Below are 18,368 nucleotides of genomic sequence, written 5' to 3'. Positions count from 1 at the left end.
ATTCACTCACGAAGTGCAAGGGTATCGTAGTTGAAAAAGACCTCGGCTGGAGTGAGATAGCTCAATCGTTTTCTGGGTCGGTTGTTGAGTGAATGTTCAACCTGCTGCAGCTCTTGCGCCGTGATGGTGCTGAAGTCACGACTGCGCGGAAAATACTGCCGGAGCAGTCCGTTGAGATTCTCATTGCAGCCGCGTTGCCAAGGGGCATGTGGGTCGGCAAAGTACACCTTGGTCGATAGCCGGTCCTCGATGCGGGCATCCTGGGCGAACTCGCTACCGCGATCGCAGGTCAGCGTCAGCACCTTATCGCGCACACGCCATAGGCGCGCGCAAATGACCTCGGCAACAGCATCGGCGGTGCCGTCAGGACTCCAGCCCAGACGCACATAGCCACTGCTGCGTTCGACATGCGTCACCAGCACGCCAGTGCCGCGCGATGGGCGGACCGTATCCAATTCCCAATGGCCTAACTGCGCACGTGAGGCCACATGCGCGGGGCGTTGGTGAATGGATTTGCGCTCTTCAAATCGCTTGGCACGGCCACGCCCATAAGGACGCCGCCGTGTTGGCAGGCGTAGCAAATGCCGTAACCGGTGACGCTTGAGATAGCGATACAGACTGGCCACCCCTACCATCGGTTGACCCAGCAAGCGCGCACGGCCGTGGATCTGCGCAGGGCTACATTTTTCGGCCAGCCCGGCCAGCAATGCAGCCTGCATCGGCGCGTCCATCTGCGCGTGGCTACTGCCTTGACTGCGACGCTGGCGGGCGGTGCGGTGCGCCTGCTGGGCACGGTACGTTCCACTACTGGCATTACGATTGCGCGCGCGCTCGCGGCCAATCGTACTGGCATGACGGCCGAGCTGGCGGGCGATGTCCGCATTGGAGACAGAGAGATCACACCCCCAGGCAATCTGGTACCGTTCGTCCTGGGTCAGGTGTCGATAGCGCATGTGCAACTCCACTTGGTCGTGTAGGGGCTCAGGCTACGACACCTGGCCCGCTACGTTATAGGACTGTTGCACTTCGCGGGCGAATCCACCGGGATCACAGGTCCGATGCGTCAATAAAAGAAATTCCGCTGACTTCTGCGTCGTTAGGTATCCCGGCATCGTGAACCGCATCCTTGAATTCGCGATCGCAAAAGACTGACGTGTTGAACGGCAATCGGAATACGTGCAACTCCCCCAACACCTCACTTCGGAACGAAAGGCTGGCCCCTCCGCCGAAGTAATAAAACTTCCCGCGCACGAATTCGTCATCGACCTCGATCTTAAGACGTGACGATGCTTCGTCCAAGGCATCCAGCTCCCGAACCACGTCGCACAGGAAGTGGCGCGGGCCCTTGATGCCATCTGCCAAGCGATAATCCACCTCGGTGAACGCAAATGCGCTGGAATCAAACGAAGACATGACGTCATGGAGTCGCTCGGACACCAACCAATAGCCGCCAAACCCCGGCTCCAGATCACGAGGCTCGGGGCCTGCGCTGGGGTCATAGGTCATCTGCGGCTGTTCAAGCATTGAAGGAAAGCCTCCTTCTTCTGGACGCAGGATCACACGGGGTGGTGATCGCAGCTGGCGTAGGTTGTCGAACCTTACCCCACACGGCTGCCTGTTGCTCTGCATGTCCGATATGAACATGTAGTAGGCGCCTGGTTTGGGTTGATTGGTCATCGTTTTTTCCATGCGTTGCATCCCGTCCATTTTGATTATGTAATCAGGATAACTGCGGCAGAGTCTAGCCCCATCTTTGCATGTCTTGGCAGACAACTGTTGGGCAGTAGCTTGAGCACTTTTTTGCACCTTCCGACCTGACGCTGCCAGATTCCGTTCTCATTGGCATTAGCCAGGGCACCGAGCTCCTGCGATGTTTTATGGCTGGCGACCACCGATTGCGTGCCAGCACTACGCAGACCATCTTGTGCCAACTCGATGATTGCTTCGGGCTCCCCGTTGCGGCCATTGAACTGCCACTCCACGCCCTGCTTGTCGGTCTGGTGATAGATGGCGCGGTTGTCCAGCAGATCGGCGCCCTTGTCGAAGGCCTTGCTCATCAATAGCGCATCGCCCACCACCAAGACGGCGGGCACGAAACCGCTGCCACCCAGCGCTGCAGCGGTGGACGCACCACCAGCCCAGCCGCCGACATTGCGGGCCAGTGCATGGGTGACCTCCGATTGCGCGGCCGCAGGCCCCTATGAGTCACCTTTTACAAAGCGGTTGATATCAACTGCAAGAACGCACAAGGCCGCGCGATGCGCGGCCTTGTGCGTTCTCAATCCAGACATCGAAATAACAGCTGGAATCAGCCCTCCATCTGCTCCAGCTCCTTGCCCTTGGTCTCATAGACGTACTTGAGCACGAAGAACACCGAGATGAAGGCGGCGACGGTGTAGATGCCGTAAGCGCCGGCCAGTCCAATGCTGCCCAGCAGGATCGGGAAACTGACGGTGATGGCGAAGTTGGAGGTCCACTGCGCGGCGCCGGCAATGGCCAGGCCCGAGCCACGGATCTGGTTGGGGAACATCTCGCCCAGCATGACCCACATCACCGGGCCCCAGGAAGCATTGAAGAACACCACGTAGACGTTGGCCGCCACCAGCGCCAGCATGCCCATGGCGTCGGACATGGCGAGCTTGCCGTTGGGGTCCAGCGAGGCGGTGGCGAACGCATAGGTGACCAATGCCAACGACACCGCCATGCCGGCCGAGCCGATCCACAGCAGCGGCTTGCGGCCGATCTTGTCCACCAGCATCACCGTGACCAGGCAGGCGCCGATGCTCAGTCCGCCGGAAAGTACGTTGATGAGCAGTGCGTCTTGCTCGGAAAAGCCGACCGCCTGCCACAGCACCGCGCCGTAGTAGAACACCACGTTGATGCCGACCAACTGCTGGAATACCGCCAGGCCCACGCCGATCCAGACGATGGGACGAATCTTGCCGGTGGCCTTGTTGATGAGGTCCGAGAACTTGGGCTTGTGCTGGTCGGCCGACATCGAGGCAGAGATTTCCGCCAGCTTGGTCTGCGCGGCGGCGTTGCCGTACAGGCGCTTGAGCACCACCAACGCCTGCTCGCGGCGACCTTTGACCACCAGGTAGCGCGGGCTCTCGGGGATGACCAGCAGTAGCACCAGGAACAACAGCGACGGGATGGCCTGCATCCAGAACATCCAGCGCCAGGCAGCCTGCCCTGCCCACAACGGTTCGGTAGAGGCACCGGCAGCGTTGGCCAGCAGGTAGTTGCTCAGGAAGGCGCAGAACAGCCCGCTGATGATGGCGATCTGCTGCATCGTGGCCAACCGGCCGCGGTAACGCGCAGAGGCGACCTCGGCGATATAGGCCGGTGAAATGACACTCGCCGCACCAACGGCGAAGCCGCCCATCACGCGTGCAAAGATGAAGAAGCCGGAGCTGTGTGCGGCACCGGCACCGATGGCCGAGAGCAGGAACAGCGCAGCGGAAATAATCAGCACCGCGCGGCGGCCCCAGCGGTCGGCCAGGCGACCAGCAAAGAAGGCGCCGATGGCGCAGCCCAGCAGCATCGAGGCGACCTCGAAACCGGTTTCGGCGGCGGTGGATTGGAAGGTCTGTTTCAAGCCATCGACGGTGCCATTGATCACGCCGCTGTCGAAGCCAAACAGGAAGCCGCCGATCGTGGCAACGCAGCTGATCAGGATGATGAAACGGGTGTTCTCGCCGGCATCGGGCGCGCCGTCAATGGAAACACTGGACATGGGTTCACCTGGGAACATGCAAGGGAGCGACCACGGGGGTGGACGCCATCGGCCGGCGACGCAGTGCGCCGCCGACCACGGGACATCAACGCGTCAGATACTGATTGATGAGGTTCTCATAGGCTTCCTGGCGGCCGCTGATCTGCGTGGGCGCATTGCCGGCAGCGTGCTTGGCCAGGTCGGCCAGCGTGCTGCTGCCGTTGGCAAACGCCGCACCGGCGCCGCTGTCGAAGCTGGCGTAGCGCTCTTTGCGCCAGGTTTCCAGCGGCGAAGCCGTCAGCAGTGCATTGGCCACTTCCAGCCCGCGCGCGAACGCGTCCATGCCGCCGATATGCGCCAGGAACAGGTCCTGCGGGTCGGACGATTCGCGGCGCACCTTGGCATCGAAATTCAAGCCGCCCGGTGCCAGCCCGCCCTGGCGCAGCACCACCAGCATCGCGCCGACAGTGTCATACAGGTCGGTCGGGAACTGGTCGGTGTCCCAGCCGTTCTGCGGGTTGCCGCGGTTGGCATCGATGCTGCCCAGCAGGCCGGCATCGCTGGCAACCTGCAGATCGTGCTCGAAGCTGTGGCCGGACAGCGTGGCGTGGTTGGCTTCGATATTGAGCTTGAAGTCCTGGTCCAGGCCGTGCTGGCGCAGGAAGCCGATGACCGTGGCGCTGTCGAAGTCGTACTGGTGCTTCATCGGCTCCATTGGCTTGGGCTCGATCAGGAAGTTGCCCTTGAAGCCGATGCTGCGGCCGTAGTCGCGTGCCAGCGTGAGGAAGCGCGCCATGTTGTCCTGCTCGCGCTTCATCTGGGTGTTGTGCAGGCAGGCATAGCCTTCGCGGCCACCCCAGAACACGTAGTTTTCGCCGCCCAGCTCCACCGTGGCATCGATGGCAGCCTTGACCTGCACCGCGGCGCGCGCTACCACGTTGAAGTCCGGGTTGGTCGATGCGCCATTCATGTAGCGCGCATGCGAGAACAGGTTGGCGGTGCCCCACAGCAGCTTGATGCCGGTATCGGCCTGGCGCTGCTTGGCGATGCCCACCATGTGCTTGAGATTCTTTTCGTACTCGCCGATGTCATCGGCATCCGGTGCCAGATCGATATCGTGGAAGCAGTAGTACGGCACGCCGAGCTTGGTGAAGAATTCGAAGGCGGCGTCGGACTTGGCTTCGGCACGATTGAGCGCGGTGTTGCCTACATCCCACGGATACGCGCGCGTGCCCGGGCCGAACGGATCGGCGCCGTTGCCGCAGAAGCTATGCCAGTAGGCCACGGCAAAGCGCAGATGCTCGGCCATGGTCTTGTCGCCGATCTTTTTGTTGGCGTCGTAGACCTTGAAGGCGAGCGGGTTGTCGGAGTCGCGGCCTTCGAAGCCGATCTTGCCGATGCCGGGAAAGTATTCCTTCGCGCCGATGTAAACGGTTTTGCTCATGGGGTGTGATGTCCTTGGTTCTGGGGGAGTGGTGAATCAGTCAGCGTAGAGCGGGCTGACGACCTGCAGGTGCTTGAGGAAGGTCTGGTAATGCTGTTGGTAGCGGGCCACGCGCTGCGGATCCGGCTGCGCGGCCAGTGCGTCGTCCACCTGCAGGTGTTCGAGCACCACATCCGACAACGCCTCGGTGCCGCCATCGTCGCGGTCGCAGGCCCAGAGCGCTTGCAAGGCAGCACCGAAGGCGGCGCCTTCGGGCTGGGTCGGCACCACGACCGGCAGGTTGAACACGTCGGCGACCATCTGCCGCCACTGCGCGCTCTTGCTGCCACCGCCGGTGAGCAGGATGGTATCGAACTGCAGACCAGCCGCGACGAAGGCATCGAAGCCGTTGCGCAGGCTATAGGTCGCACCTTCCATCGCGGCGCGATAGAAATGCGCGGCAGTGGTATTGTGCAGGTCCATGCCGAACAGGCAGCCGCGCGCATCCGGCAGATTGGGCGTACGCTCGCCATTGAAGAACGGCAGCAACACCAGCCCGTCGGCGCCCGGCGCGGTATCGGCAATCATTGCCTCGGTCTGCTCGCGGGTGATGGAGAACATGCGCATCACCGCTTCGGTGGCGACGGTGCAGTTCATGGTGCAGATCAGCGGCAGCCAGCCGCCACTGGACGAACAGAACGCGGCCCAGCGTGCGTCATCGTCCACCACCGGGTGATCGGCGTAGGCGAACAAGGTGCCGCTGGTGCCCAGGCTCATGGTCAGCCGGCCTGGCACCACGTTGCCGGTGCCGATGGCGGCCATCATGTTGTCACCGCCACCGGTAGTGACACGTACGCCGGCCGGCAGGTTCAACGCGTCGGCCGCGGCATCTGACAATGCGTAGACCGCGCCGGTTTCCACCAGCGGCGGCAACGCCCCGCGCAGATCGCGCTGCGCATCCACCGCGCCGAGCATGCGCTCGGACCACTGGCGCGTGCGCACATCCAGCCAGCCGGTGCCGGAGGCATCGCCCACTTCTGCAAAGCGCTCGCCGGTGAGCCAGAAATTGATGTAGTCGTGCGGCAGCATCACCGTGGTCATGGCCGCATATGCGTCCGGGCGATGCTTGCGCGTCCACGGCAGTTTGGACGCGGTGTAGCCAGCCAGGATCGGGTTGCCTGCGGCCGCCACGCTGCCGGCGGCGCCGCCGACCGCGTCCATGATCTGCTCGCATTCCAGCGCGGTGCTGGTGTCGCACCACAGCTTCACCGGCGCGGTGACGCTGCCGTCGGCAGCCACCGGCACGAAGCCGTGCTGCTGGCCGGAGACCGAGATGCCGCGCACCCGCGCGCGTTGCTCGCCATCGAGCTGCGCGAAGCAGTGCACGATGCCATCGATCCACCACTGCGCCTGTTGCTCGCGGGTGCCGTCGTCGCGGCTGATGAGCTCCATCGGCGCGGCGATGGTGGCAACCACGGCGCGGTCCTGCGCGTCGTAGGCCACCAGCTTGACGCTCTGCGTGCCCACGTCCAGTCCTACGTACAAGCTCATTGCTTCACCAATCGGTTGTTGTGGAGTCCCACCTGCTGGGTGCGGCCTGCGCCCAGTTCCAGGTCCAGGGTCTGCCCGGCGTAGGACAGTTGATAACGCCCGCCACGATCGCTGTGCAGGCGTGCCTGCTGCAAGCGACCGCCGTCCCATTCCATGTCGATGCTGGCGCCACCACGCACGCGCAGGCCGCGCACGCTGCCGCGCGGCCAGGCGCTGGGCAAGGCCGGCAGCAGGAACACGCTGCCACCCCAGCTTTGCAGCAGCATTTCGGTGATGCCGGCGGTGCCGCCGAAGTTGCCATCGATCTGGAACGGCGGATGCGCGTCGAACAGATTCGGATAGGTGCGTTCGGGCGAGATCAGCAATTGCAGGATGCGATACGCATGCTCGCCATCGGCAAGCCGCGCCCACAGATTCAAGCGCCAGCCGATGCCCCAGCCGGTGGTGTTGTCGCCACGGATCTCCAGCGTGCGTTTGGCTGCGGCCGCCAGCTCGGGCGTATCGCGCAGATTGATCTGGCTGGAAGGATGCAGCGCGTACAGATGCGAAACATGCCGGTGCTGCATCTCCGGCGCGTCCATATCCCAATCCTGCTGCCACTCCTGCAATTGCCCGGCCTTGCCGATGCGGTTGGGCGGCAATTGCTCGCGCAGGGTCGCCAACTGTTGGGCGAGGTCCGCATCCACGTCGAGCAGCTTGCTCATGGCGATGCACTGCGCGAACAGGTCGCGCAGCAGTTGCGCATCCATGGTGGGACCTGCACACACCGCCGCACCGAACGGATGCTGGTTTTCCGGCGAGATCGAGGGGTTGGTGACCATCGCACCGGTGTGCGGGTCGCGCACCAGGGTGGCGACGAAGAACTGCGCCGCGCCCTTGAACAAGGGATAGATCTTGCCCAGGCAGGCGCGGTCGCGGCCGTAGTCCCACCGGTCCCACAGCTGCTGCAGCAGCCAGACACCGCCCATCGGCCACAGGCTCCACTTGGCGCCATCGATCGGGCCGGCCTGGCGCCACAGGTCGGTGTTGTTGTGCACCACCCAACCGGGCGCGTCGTAGAGCGCCTTTGCGGTGTGCGCGCCAGTCTGGGCCAGATCGAACAGCATGGATTCCAGCGGCTCCACGCACTCGTGCAGTGCGTTGGCTTCGCTGGGCCAGTAGTTCATCTCGGTGTTGACGTTGATGGTGTACTTGCTTTCCCACGGCGGCTGCATCAGGTCGTTCCAGATGCCCTGCAGATTGGCCGGCTGGGTGCCGGGCCGTGAGCTGCAGATCAGCAAGTAACGGCCGTACTGGTGATACAGCGCCGCCAGTGCCGGATCGTTGCCGCTGGCGAAGCGTTGCACGTGTTCGCCGGTGGGCAGGCTTGCCGCGTCGCTGCTGCCCAGGTCGATCGCCACGCGCCGGAACAGGCGTTGATGATCGGCCAGATGGGCGCGCAGCAATGCGGGGTAATCGAACTTGGCGGCCTTCCGCAGGCTTGCCAAAGTGGATGCAAGCGGATCGCCATCGACCGCATCAAAGCGTTGGTAACTGGTGGCGGCCGTCAGTAGCAGCACCACTTCGTCGGCGCCTTCGATGCGCAGACGGTCGCGCAACACGGTAACCGTGCCGCCGTTCACCTGCGGCAGTACCCGCACTGCAAACCGCAGCTTGCCCTCGATGCCGGCAAAGCTGCCGTTGCGGCCACTGAACAGTAAACCGCCCTGCTCCGCAGTGACCTCGCCGCTTTGCGGGCTGTCGATGCCCACGCGCAGGGAAATGGCGCGTGACCGGTCGCACGACAAGCGCACCACGATGCTTTGCGCTTGCGCCGAGACGAACACCTCGCGCCGGTGCACCGCGCCGCCGGAACGGAACGTGGTGGTGGCCACTGCGGTATCGAGATCGAGCTGACGACGGTACTCGCTGATGCCGTCGGCACGATCGAAATCCAGCAGCAGATCGCCCAATGGTTGATACGGCATCTGCTTGAGCGGGCGCGAAAGCAGCTTGGCATCGGCCAATTGTTCGGCCTGCGCATAGCGGCCGGCGAAGATCAGCGCGCGCACCTGCGGCAACGCGGCCAATCCATCCGGGCTGGTGGCGTCGTAGGGGCCGCCCGCATACAACGTGTCTTCGTTGAGTTGCAGGCGCTCATGGGCAATACCGCCCCACACCATCGCACCCAGGCGGCCATTGCCGACCGGCAAGGCCTCCACCCATTCACTGGCCGGTTCGCGATACCACAGCTGCAAGGCATCGGCAGGCGCCACCGCTGGCAAACCGCCGGCCTTTGCAGAGTGCGCTGCTTGTGCAGCCACCGGTGCGCCCCCCAGGACCGCGAGCGCGGCCCCGGTGGCCTTGCACAGTTCGCGGCGGGTCAGCACGGCCACCGCCGTGCTGCCTCGCCGGAACCGCCCGCGACTGCCTTGCGGCGTTCCGGCATCTGCTCGCTCATCGACTGAAGACAGCCTGCGATCATCGGCGACGCACTTTGCCGGAAGCAATCTTGCGCTGCAACACGCTGACCGGCTTGCCGTCGTACTGGATGGTGGTGTCGGACTTGGGTTCCAGCGCACCGGCATCGACGCGCGGACCATCGACGAAACGCACATGGATGGTGCGCTTGGCCTGCATGCCGGTCCAGCTGCCTTCGCGCTTGCCGATGCTCAGCTCGCCCTTGGCCTGGTTCCACACCAGCGGGATGCGGCTGAACTCGCCCTTCTCGTAGCCATAGCCCTTGCCATCGTCCTCGTACAGCGAGAACGCACCGTCGGCACCGGTGTAGACCACCACGGTGAGCGGCGCATCCGGGATCTGGTCTACGTATTCCTGCACCGGGCCGGTCGGCACGATGGAGCCGGCCCGCACGAACAGCGGCATGCGTTCGATCGGCGCGGCCGCTTCGATGGTCTGGCCGCCTTCATAGCGCTTGCCAGTGGCGAAATCCAGCCAGCTGGCGCCGGCCGGCAGGTACACCTGGCGCGAGGTGGCGCCGAAGCGGGTCACCGGTGCAACCAGGAACGCCGGTCCGAACAAGTACTGGTCGTTGATGTCGCGCGCCTTCGCGTCATCCGGGAAGTCCATCATCATGCCGCGCATGATGATGCCGTCGCGCTGATAGGTGTCGCCGGCCAGGCTGTAGATGTACGGCAGCAAGGCGTAACGCAGGCGGTTGTAGTAGGCCATGCTCTCGTAGAACGGCGTGCCTTCCGGTGCGATGTTCCAGATTTCGCGGTACGGAAACTGGCCGTGCGAGCGGAAGATCGGCACGAACGCACCGAACTGGAACCAGCGCGTATTGAGCTCGCGCCATTCCGGCAGATGCGCCGGGTCCTGGCTTTCGTAACGCTTCTCCACCGCAAAGCCGCCGATGTCGAAGGTCCAGTTGGGCAGGCCCGACAGCGCCATGTTGACGCCACCGGAGATCTGGTCGCGCATGTCATCCCAACGCGACACGATGTCGCCGCTCCACACCGCCACCGCATTGCGCTGGGTACCGGCGTAGCCCTTGCGCGAGAGGATGAACACGCGCTTGTCGTCGGCCGCACGGTCGCCTACGTAGACGCCGTGGGTATGCGGCAGCGGATATGAATTGAAATACTCGGTGGACGTGCCCAGCGCATTGGGCGTGGTGCGCGCCTTGCGCTCGGCGATGTCCAGGTTGGAATGCACGTCCGGTTCGTCGGCGTCCATCCACCAGGCATCGAAGCCCTTGCTGTTGAGCTTTTCGTTGACCTGGCGCCAGAAGATGGCCTGCGCCTTCTCCGAGTACGGGTCGTAGAACGAGTTCTTGTAGCCCTTGCCGATCCAGTCCAGTTCACCCACTTCCACATTGCGCTTGTACATGAAACCAGCGGCATCCAGTTCCTTGTAGTTGGCAGTGGTGGGATAGAACTTGGGCCAGATCGAAATCATGATCTGCGCGTGCATATCGTGCACGGCCTTGACCATGCCGTCCGGATCCGGGAAATGCTTGGGATCGAAATCATGCGAACCCCAGGCGTTTTCCGGCCAGTACGACCAGTCGAGGACGATGTTGTCCAGCGACAGCTTGCGCTTGCGGTATTCGGCCACCGCGCCCACCAGCTCATCCTGGGTCTTGTAGCGCTCGCGGCTCTGCCAGAAGCCATAGGCCCACTTGGGCAGCATCACCGACTTGCCGGTGAGTTCGCGGTAGCCGGCCACGGCCTGGTCGTATGAATCGGCCGAGACGAAGTAGTAGTCGATCATCTGCCCGGCTTCGGACCAGAGCGACAGGTCACGCGCTTCGGCAGCCGGTAGCGGGTCGCGGTGCAGCAGCGCGATGTAGCTGGGGTCGATCAGATCCCATTCGATCTTGACCGTATGACGCTGACCCGGTTCCAGGTCGAGGGTGAACTCGTGATTCCACGGATTCCAGTTCTGGCGCCAGCGGTCGATCACCAGCTTGCCGTCCACGTACAGCTTGGCGTATTCGCTCGAGTACAGCGAGAAGGTGTGTTCGCCGCCGGTGAGCGCTTCGATCTGCCCCTCCCAGCTGACCTGCATGCGGCTGTCCTTGTCCTTGGTGATCGCTTTCTTGGGGAACTTGGTCAGGTCGCTGAGGTATTGATAGTTCACCTCGCTCTCGCGGCGCTCCAGTACCTGCTTGCCGTTGATCGCATAGCGTGCGGTCAACGCGCCGACCTTGCCCTTGGCGTCGTACAGCTTCAGCGACTTCGGCAGCGGCTGCAGGCCGCGCGGGTCGCCCAGGCGGGTGATCGAGTTGTTGTCCCACAGCAGACCGTAGTTGCGGCTGGATACCAGGTACGGCACCGCCATGTCGATGTTGTTCTGTTGCAGCTCGACGTTGCGGCCCTTCTGGTTCATCCAGCCCTGCTGGTGCTGGCCGAAGCCGTACAGACCCTCGTCATCGGGCGATTGAAAACGCTGGCGCACGCTCAGGTACTGCTTGCCCTCCGCTTTCAGCGGCGCAAAGCTGCGCCCGCCGGCCACTTCGGCCAGCACTGGCTTGCCATTGGCATCGGCAAAACTGACATGGCCATCGACAGTGGAGACAGTGGCGGTGACCTTGCCGGTCTTCAGCTGCACGCTGTCGCCCTGCTCGGCCAGCTGGAACGTGGTGTTGCCCTGCACCGGCACGCGCATCAGGCTGGGGCTGCGCGCGAAATCGCCGTCCGGGTCCGCGCTGACGCGGATGATGCCGGCATCGACCACCTGCAGGCGCACCGGTGCGGCGCCCTTGGCGCTCGGCACCACGGTGACGCCATCGGCGGCCTTGCGCACGTCCTGCGCGTGCGCGGCATTGGCCAGCAGGGCCAGCGACAACGCCAGGCAATGGGCGAGCGGTGTACGTCGGTTGGCAGGCGCGGGGCCGGCGGAACGGATGGTGGTTTGCATGGTCACTCCCTTTGAATGTCGAATCGCTGCCGCGGGGGCGGCAGCGCATGGGTTTCATTTATGAAGCAGCACGCAAGGCGGCGATGGTCGGGCAAGCCCTGTTGACGCGACGAAATCGACGTGCAGCATGTCGATTCCGCGCACCGCCCGCCCGAAGGCGGCGCCGTCTCGCGTGGCGATTACTTGTAGGTGGCGAGCTTGATCTTCAGCAATTGCGGCACGCTGGAGAAATTGACCCCGTAGTCGGTCTGGTCGCCGTTCCAGTTGCGCTGGAACTGCCACTGCGTGCCCTCGTACACGCCTTCCTCGACGCGGTCGTAGACCATGTTGGCGGTGGCATCGCTGGCCGGGTGCAGGGTCACGCGGGCGTGCCGGGCGGTGACCAGGAACTCGTCCGGGCCCAGCTCGGCGATCAGGGCGGCGCCGATCGGCTCGGGGTTACCCGGCGGCTTGCCCTGGAACCAGAACTGCGGCACGCCGTAGGTGATGGTGGCGCTCCAGCGGTCGTTGAGCGTGAGTTCCTGCACGGCCTGGCCGGGTTCTTCGGCGGTGCCGTGCAACTTGCCTTCGGACGCGGCCTTGGCGAACGGGCGCATACCCATGCTCACCGCCTGGAAGCCCTGCGCGAACGGCGCCAGCGTTTCTGCGTCGACCTGCTTGGCGCCCAGCGGGTAGTTGGAATAGTGGGTGAAGTCGATGCCGAAGGCCGACCAGCCGATACCGTCATGGCCCAGCGTGGGGAACAGGTAGCGCGCGTATTCCGGGCGGTTGCCGGTTTCGGCCACGAACAAGGCATTGTCCGGGCGCGCGTAGCGCTCCAGCACCGTGGTGTACATGCGGTATTCGGGCATGTAGATGTCCGGCGCCAGCAGGTCGATATGCGGGCCGGCGGCCTTCCAGACATCCAGCACGTTGTCGGTGGGGCCACCGCTGGCGTACTGGCCGGGCTGGCCCGGATTGAACGGACCGCGCAGCGCCGCATTGACATACATCGGCAACGCATATTCGGCCTTGCCGGCTTCGGCCACCTGGTCGATGTAACGGCCGATCGACCACGCGTGGAAGACTTCGTCGGCATTGGTGCCGAACACCTGTACCCAGCTGCCCGGCGGCTTGTTCATGCGCTTGCGCAAGTCATCCGGCACGGGTCCGTCGAACAGCTGCTGCGCCATCGGCGAAAAATCGCGCACGCTGCCATAGGTGCCCGGCTCGTTCTCCGGCTGGACCATGATGACGGTGTGCTGCGGGTCCACCTGCTTCAGGTGCTGCATGAAGGCAACGAATGCCTTGCGATCGGCATCCAGGGTGGCCTGCGCATGTGGCGACAACGAGCCGATCGCCTTGCCCTCGCGGGTGATGACGCGCGGGAAGCGCTGGTTGTCGGCTTTGACCCACAGCGGCGCGTAGGCCGGGCCGTTGTTCTTCCAGGTGGCGAACCACAGCAGCACCAGCCGCACCTTGTGTTCGCGCGCCTGGCTGAGCAGCGTATCGACGAAGGAGAAGTCGAACTTGCCTTCTTCCGGTTCCACCTGTTCCCAGGCAATCGGCACCTGCACGGTGTTGGGGCCCATCAGCTTGATCGCCGGCCACACCTTGTCCATCACGCCGGGATAGTTGCTGGAGTTGTTGACCTGCGCGCCCAGGATCAGGAACGGCGCGCCATCGACCAGTAACGCATGCTTGCCGTCCTTGCTGACGAACTGCGGCATCGGCGTCTGCGCAGAAGTCTGTGTGGTGGCCGGCGCTGCCGCTGCAGGAGTGACGGCAGGCGCGGAGGCGGCAGGCTTGGCTGCCTGGCCCTGCTCGCCGGACTGGCAGGCAGCCACTGCAAGCGTCAGTGCGGACAGCAGCAACGGACGCAGGCAACGCCGCGGGTTGGAACCAGCGATGGCGCGTGCAACGGGGGAATGCATGGTCATAAGACTCCGTGTCACCAGGTATCGGTGCGGAAGGGGGAAACGGGCAACTGCTCACGATTGATGAGGTTGGCGTCGTCGGGGTTCTCGCTCCAGCCATAGCGCACGGCAACCGGCGCATTGACGGCCTCGCTACGCACGGTCATGCGATCGCCATCGATCTGCGCGGTGGCAGGATGGAAGCGCTGATCGGCGCCAGCAATTTGCAAACCCTGCACCGCACCACCGCCACGCACCTGCAGCGCACTGCCCTGCAGATCGAACGTCAGCACGGCCTTGTCGCCGTCGAAACGCGCGCGTTTGAATACCGGCGCGCTGTAGACCAGTGTTTCGTCATAGGCCACGTGCCGTGCCGCCAGCGCCAGGCGATGCCCGACATCGCGCTTGTTGGTGGGATGGATGTCGCTGGGGTTGCCGATATCGATGATGACCGCCTGCCCGGTCGCCGGCAGTGCCAGCGTCTTGGACTGCGACTCACGCAGCAATGCCCACGGGCTCAGCTCGCCCTTGTCGCCGCCGGCCTTGAAGTTGGCCAGCTGCACCCATAGAAACGGCAGCGTCTTCTGGCCGCGTTCGGCGCGCCACTGCTGGATCATCGCGGCGAACTGTTCGCGATACTTCACTGCCCCGCTCGCGTTGGCATTGGTTTCGCCCTGGTACCAGAGCACGCCCTTGACCGGAAACGGCTGCAGCGGGTGGATCATCTGGTTGTACAGCAGCGTGGGCAGCTGGTTCTTGTTGTCGGTGAGTGAAACGCGCACAGCCGCAGGGCGGAACTTCCAGCCGCTCAATGCACGCTTGGCGCCATCGTTGGTCTGCACGAAGCGCTGCGCGTCCGGGCCATGCATGCCGCCACCGCCGCTGAGATCTTCCACGCGTACCGCGATGTGGTTGACACCGGCCTTGAGCGCCGCCGCCGGCACCTGGTAGATGCGTGGCAGGTTCCACTGCTTTTCGGTGCTGCCGACCTGCTGGCCGTTGACGTAGGTGATGTCCGAGTCGTCGATCTGGCCCACGCCCAGCGCGATGCCGGCCTTGGCTTGCGCAGCCGTCAAGGTGAAGGTGGTGCGGTACCAGGCAATGCCGTCCATGCCATCGAAGCCGCTGGCCTCCCATTGCTGGCTGGTCGGGATGCTGTCCCAATCGCGGTCGTCGAAGTCCGGCTCACGCCATTGCGGCATGTCGCCATCGACCCTCGGCCAGCGCGCGATGCGCTTGCCTGTGGCGGCCTGCGCCGCGGCATCGCGCTGCTGGATCGCCTTGATCGCGCCCTGGTTCTGGGTGGCGTTCAAACCCAACGAGGCGGCGTCCATCCACGCTTCGATCGCGCTGCCGCCCCAGCTACTGTTGATGATGCCGATCGGCACGCCGGTGCTGGCGCGCAGCTCCTTGGCGAAGAAGTAGCCCACCGCGGTGAACTCGCCGGCGTTGGCAGGCGTAGCGGCCTTCCAGTCGCCCCCGCTCAGGCGCGCCTCTGGCTGCACCGACCACGACTTGGGCACCTTGAAGTGACGCAGCTGCGGATCGTTGGCCGCCGCTACCGCCTGCGGACCATCGCTGGCCTGCGCCAATGGCCATTCCATGTTCGATTGCCCGCTGGCCAACCAGACATCGCCGACCAGCACGTCGCGCACCTGCAACTCGCCACCGTCGCCCTGCACGCTCAGCACGTAGGGGCCGCCCGCAGTGTGCGCCGGCAGGCTGAGCCTCCAGGCTCCCTGCGCATCGGCCTGGGTGGTGGCGCGCTTGCCGTCGAAGCTGACGGTGATGGATGCCTTGGGTGTGGACCAACCCCACACCGGCATCGGCTGGTCGCGCTGCAGCACTGCGCCATCGCCGAACAACAGGGGCAGGGTCGGCTGCGCCGCTGCAAGCGGGCTGACCAGCGCCAGGCCCAGCAGGCAGGCGCGGCGAACGAAGGTGACGGTCATGCAGTGATCTCCAGGGTCGGCGCGGCCAGTCGGCGCGCAACGAGGCAACGGGGGACGAAGATGGACACGGTAGAACAGCGCGATGACACGCGCACGGACGGCGCGCTCATCGTGGGTCGCCGTAGAAGATGCCACGTCCACCGGTCGCGAAATACACCCGACCGGGAAGTCGTGGGTCGCCGGTGACGCTATACGGCTTGCCGAAGCGATGCGCGTCGTCGTTGATGCGTTGCCAGTGCGCACCTTCGTCGTCGGAGCGGAACACCCCGTCCACCCCATCCACGCGACCGGCCAGATACAGCGCCGGTGGCGCGCCATCACGCAACGGCTTGCCGATGCCCAGCGAGCGTGCCTCGTCCAGTGTCGACAGGGTGCGCAGGCGGCCGTCCTGCCAACGCATCACGCCACGCGCGGGGCTGGCCAGATACACCACCCCGGCGCGCCATGGATCGGGCCGCAGCTGTGGACGCACGCGCTCATCGCGCGCCGGCGTGCCCAGCGACTGCCCGGTATCGCGGAAACTGGCCGCACCATCGGTGCTTTCGTACAGGCGCCCGCTGAGCGAATCGGCGGCATACCAACGCTGCGCATCCACGCGGTCGGCCACCACCACGGCAGTCTCGGGCAGACCCTGCACGCGCTGCCAGTGCGTACCGAAATCCGCCGTGCGCCAGTTGCCGCCCTGCTCAGGCGCCCACACCACCTGCGCCGCATCGGCGCCGATGGCGATTGTGCCGGCGCCCTGCCCGGCCGGCGGTTCGCTGGCGAACGCGCGCCAGTGCGTGCCGCCATCGCGCGAGTACAGCGCGCGGATGTCGTTGTTGCGGCGATTGCGCACGGTGCCGCTGCGGACCACCGTCAACGGTACCTGGCCGGCAGCATCGATGCTCTCGCCATTGGTCAGGCGCGGGCCGGCGTATTGCAGTTGTGCGCTGTCCAGATCGTCATGGCGAAAGCCATCGATATCGCCCAACGCACTGAGCAGGTGCGCACCGGCCATCGGGCTGAGCAGATCCAGCGGCACGGTTTCCTCCAGCCCGCGATCCTGGAACCACCAATGCAACGGCTGTTGCCTGCGTGCGGCATCGCGCAGATTGCGCGAGGCCCAGATGCCGTAGCCGGTGACGAACAGCGCGTGGTTGCTGTCGAACGGATCGATCGCCAGCGCGCCCATCCAGTGCGGCGTTGCCTGCGCGGTCCACGGTGCGGCGCTGTGGTCGAACACCGCATCGGCCAATAGCGGCGTCCAATGCTTGCCGCCATCGACACTACGAAACAGCTCATCGCGCGGCGTGCGGCGGCGAAAGGTACTGGCCAGGATGACCTGCGGCTGCTGCGGATCCACCGCCACCGCGCCCCAGCCGAAACCATCGCCGTCGGCCGGCTGCGGAATCGGGCTGATCTGCTCCCAGCGCGCCTGCGCGGGTGTGTATTTCCACAGCGCACCGCCGGCCATCAGGTCTGGACCGGGCTGGTCGCCGTAGCTCAGATACCAGTGCCCGTCGCTGCCGCCGGCCAGATGGCTGGGACGCAGGCCCTTGGGCTGCCCGGGCACCGCAGACCAGCTGCGGCCCGCATCCTCGGACACATACAGGCTGGTCTGTTGGGTGGACATGCCGACATAGATGCGCGGTGTCGCTGCACCCTTGACGCCACTGCCCGCATCGAACATCACGAATGCAACACCCACCTTTTGTTCGCGTCCAACGTGGTTGCGTGCGGTCGCGCCAGCAAATGCATCGGCGGGAAAACCGGTAACACGCGACCAGTGCACGCCGCGATCCGCACTGCGCCACAGGCCGGCATCGCGCGAACCCAGCAGCAGCACCCGGCCATCGTGCGGGTCCACTGCCAGCCGCTCGCCATTGGCCCGCCCCAGCTGGTTGCCCCCCAGCTTGAACGGCAGGTCGGCACGCTCGAAGCGGCGGCCACGGTCGAACGAGCGCAGCACCGCCGCATTGCCGGCGCGCTCGTGCAGATAGGTGCCCGCTGCCAGGTAGATGGCCTCGGGGTTAGCAGGGTCGATGGCGAATGCATCGATGCCCATCAGGTTCCAGTCGTCCGCACCCAGCCAGTCGGTCAGGGCAATCCACTGCTGCGCACGCGCATCCCAGCGATACGCGCCACCGACATCGGTGCGTGCATAGGCAAGATCGCGCTCGGCGGGATGGAACAGCACGCCGGTGACGAAGCCGCCACCGCCGATGGCGACACTGCGCCAGTGATACGACCCTGGCGTGCCGGGCTCGGCCGCAGACACGTGGGGCGTCATGAAGGGCAACACCAGCGTCAGGCAAACAGCAGTCAGCCATTCGTGTGCTGCGAAAAGGCGGCGCTTAGTAGGCGGATCGATCATGGCGATCATTCCTCCGGCTCCCCTCGCGATCGACGGCAGCGCCATCGATCGAAAAAACACCGGTCCAACGAGCTGCCTGCACAGCTCGCCGGACCGGAGACGCACTTCCTAC

10 protein-coding genes and 1 pseudogene are annotated in these 18,368 nt (G+C 64.8%); all 11 read right to left on the bottom strand.

Translation table 11 applies throughout. From position 1 onward, the window contains the following. Window positions 1–2: 2 nt before the first annotated feature. Window positions 3–953 (bottom strand): IS30 family transposase, encoded by a 951-nt coding sequence (locus tag ACCQ13_RS07660; protein WP_159406945.1) that lies wholly within the window; start codon window positions 951–953, stop codon window positions 3–5. A 94-nt stretch (window positions 954–1,047) separates the two neighbouring features. Continuing rightward, window positions 1,048–1,689, bottom strand: a complete 642-nt coding sequence (locus ACCQ13_RS07655) for a DUF1629 domain-containing protein (RefSeq protein ID WP_223214420.1) — start codon at window positions 1,687–1,689, stop codon at window positions 1,048–1,050. A 152-nt stretch (window positions 1,690–1,841) separates the two neighbouring features. Then, a pseudogene (locus tag ACCQ13_RS07650) lies at window positions 1,842–2,189 on the bottom strand (hypothetical protein); the annotation flags it as partial. Between the two features lie 119 nt (window positions 2,190–2,308). Further along, window positions 2,309–3,736, bottom strand: a complete 1,428-nt coding sequence (locus ACCQ13_RS07645) for a sugar porter family MFS transporter (RefSeq protein ID WP_167526866.1) — start codon at window positions 3,734–3,736, stop codon at window positions 2,309–2,311. Window positions 3,737–3,821: 85 nt separating this feature from the next. After that, window positions 3,822–5,159: a xylose isomerase gene (gene xylA, locus ACCQ13_RS07640; protein WP_372372365.1), complete on the bottom strand. Its 1,338-nt coding sequence runs from the start codon at window positions 5,157–5,159 to the stop codon at window positions 3,822–3,824. Between the two features lie 36 nt (window positions 5,160–5,195). Next, the gene (gene xylB / locus ACCQ13_RS07635) at window positions 5,196–6,689 is read right to left on the bottom strand and encodes a xylulokinase (protein WP_104601604.1); all 1,494 of its coding nucleotides are present in this window, start codon (window positions 6,687–6,689) and stop codon (window positions 5,196–5,198) included. Continuing rightward, window positions 6,686–9,058: a glycoside hydrolase family 95 protein gene (locus ACCQ13_RS07630; RefSeq protein WP_372372409.1), complete on the bottom strand. Its 2,373-nt coding sequence runs from the start codon at window positions 9,056–9,058 to the stop codon at window positions 6,686–6,688. Before ACCQ13_RS07630 ends, xylB begins: the two co-directional genes overlap by 4 nt. A gap of 91 nt (window positions 9,059–9,149) precedes the next feature. Then, window positions 9,150–12,053, bottom strand: a complete 2,904-nt coding sequence (locus ACCQ13_RS07625; RefSeq protein ID WP_274397094.1) for a TIM-barrel domain-containing protein — start codon at window positions 12,051–12,053, stop codon at window positions 9,150–9,152. 179 nt (window positions 12,054–12,232) lie between these two features. Continuing rightward, window positions 12,233–13,900 carry a DUF5597 domain-containing protein gene (locus tag ACCQ13_RS07620; protein WP_159407950.1) on the bottom strand — a complete coding sequence of 556 codons (1,668 nt, stop codon included), beginning with the start codon at window positions 13,898–13,900 and terminating at the stop codon, window positions 12,233–12,235. Between the two features lie 83 nt (window positions 13,901–13,983). Next, window positions 13,984–15,900: a sialate O-acetylesterase gene (locus ACCQ13_RS07615; protein WP_104601607.1), complete on the bottom strand. Its 1,917-nt coding sequence runs from the start codon at window positions 15,898–15,900 to the stop codon at window positions 13,984–13,986. Window positions 15,901–16,006: 106 nt separating this feature from the next. Then, the gene (locus ACCQ13_RS07610) at window positions 16,007–18,265 is read right to left on the bottom strand and encodes a sialidase family protein (protein WP_159406939.1); all 2,259 of its coding nucleotides are present in this window, start codon (window positions 18,263–18,265) and stop codon (window positions 16,007–16,009) included. Window positions 18,266–18,368: the final 103 nt, after the last annotated feature.

Source organism: Xanthomonas sp. NCPPB 1638, assembly GCF_041475635.2.
Taxonomy (GTDB): Bacteria; Pseudomonadota; Gammaproteobacteria; order Xanthomonadales; family Xanthomonadaceae; genus Xanthomonas; species Xanthomonas cucurbitae.
Note: the sequence above shows the minus strand (reverse complement) of the source record. Positions and strands in the feature narration are given on the sequence as shown.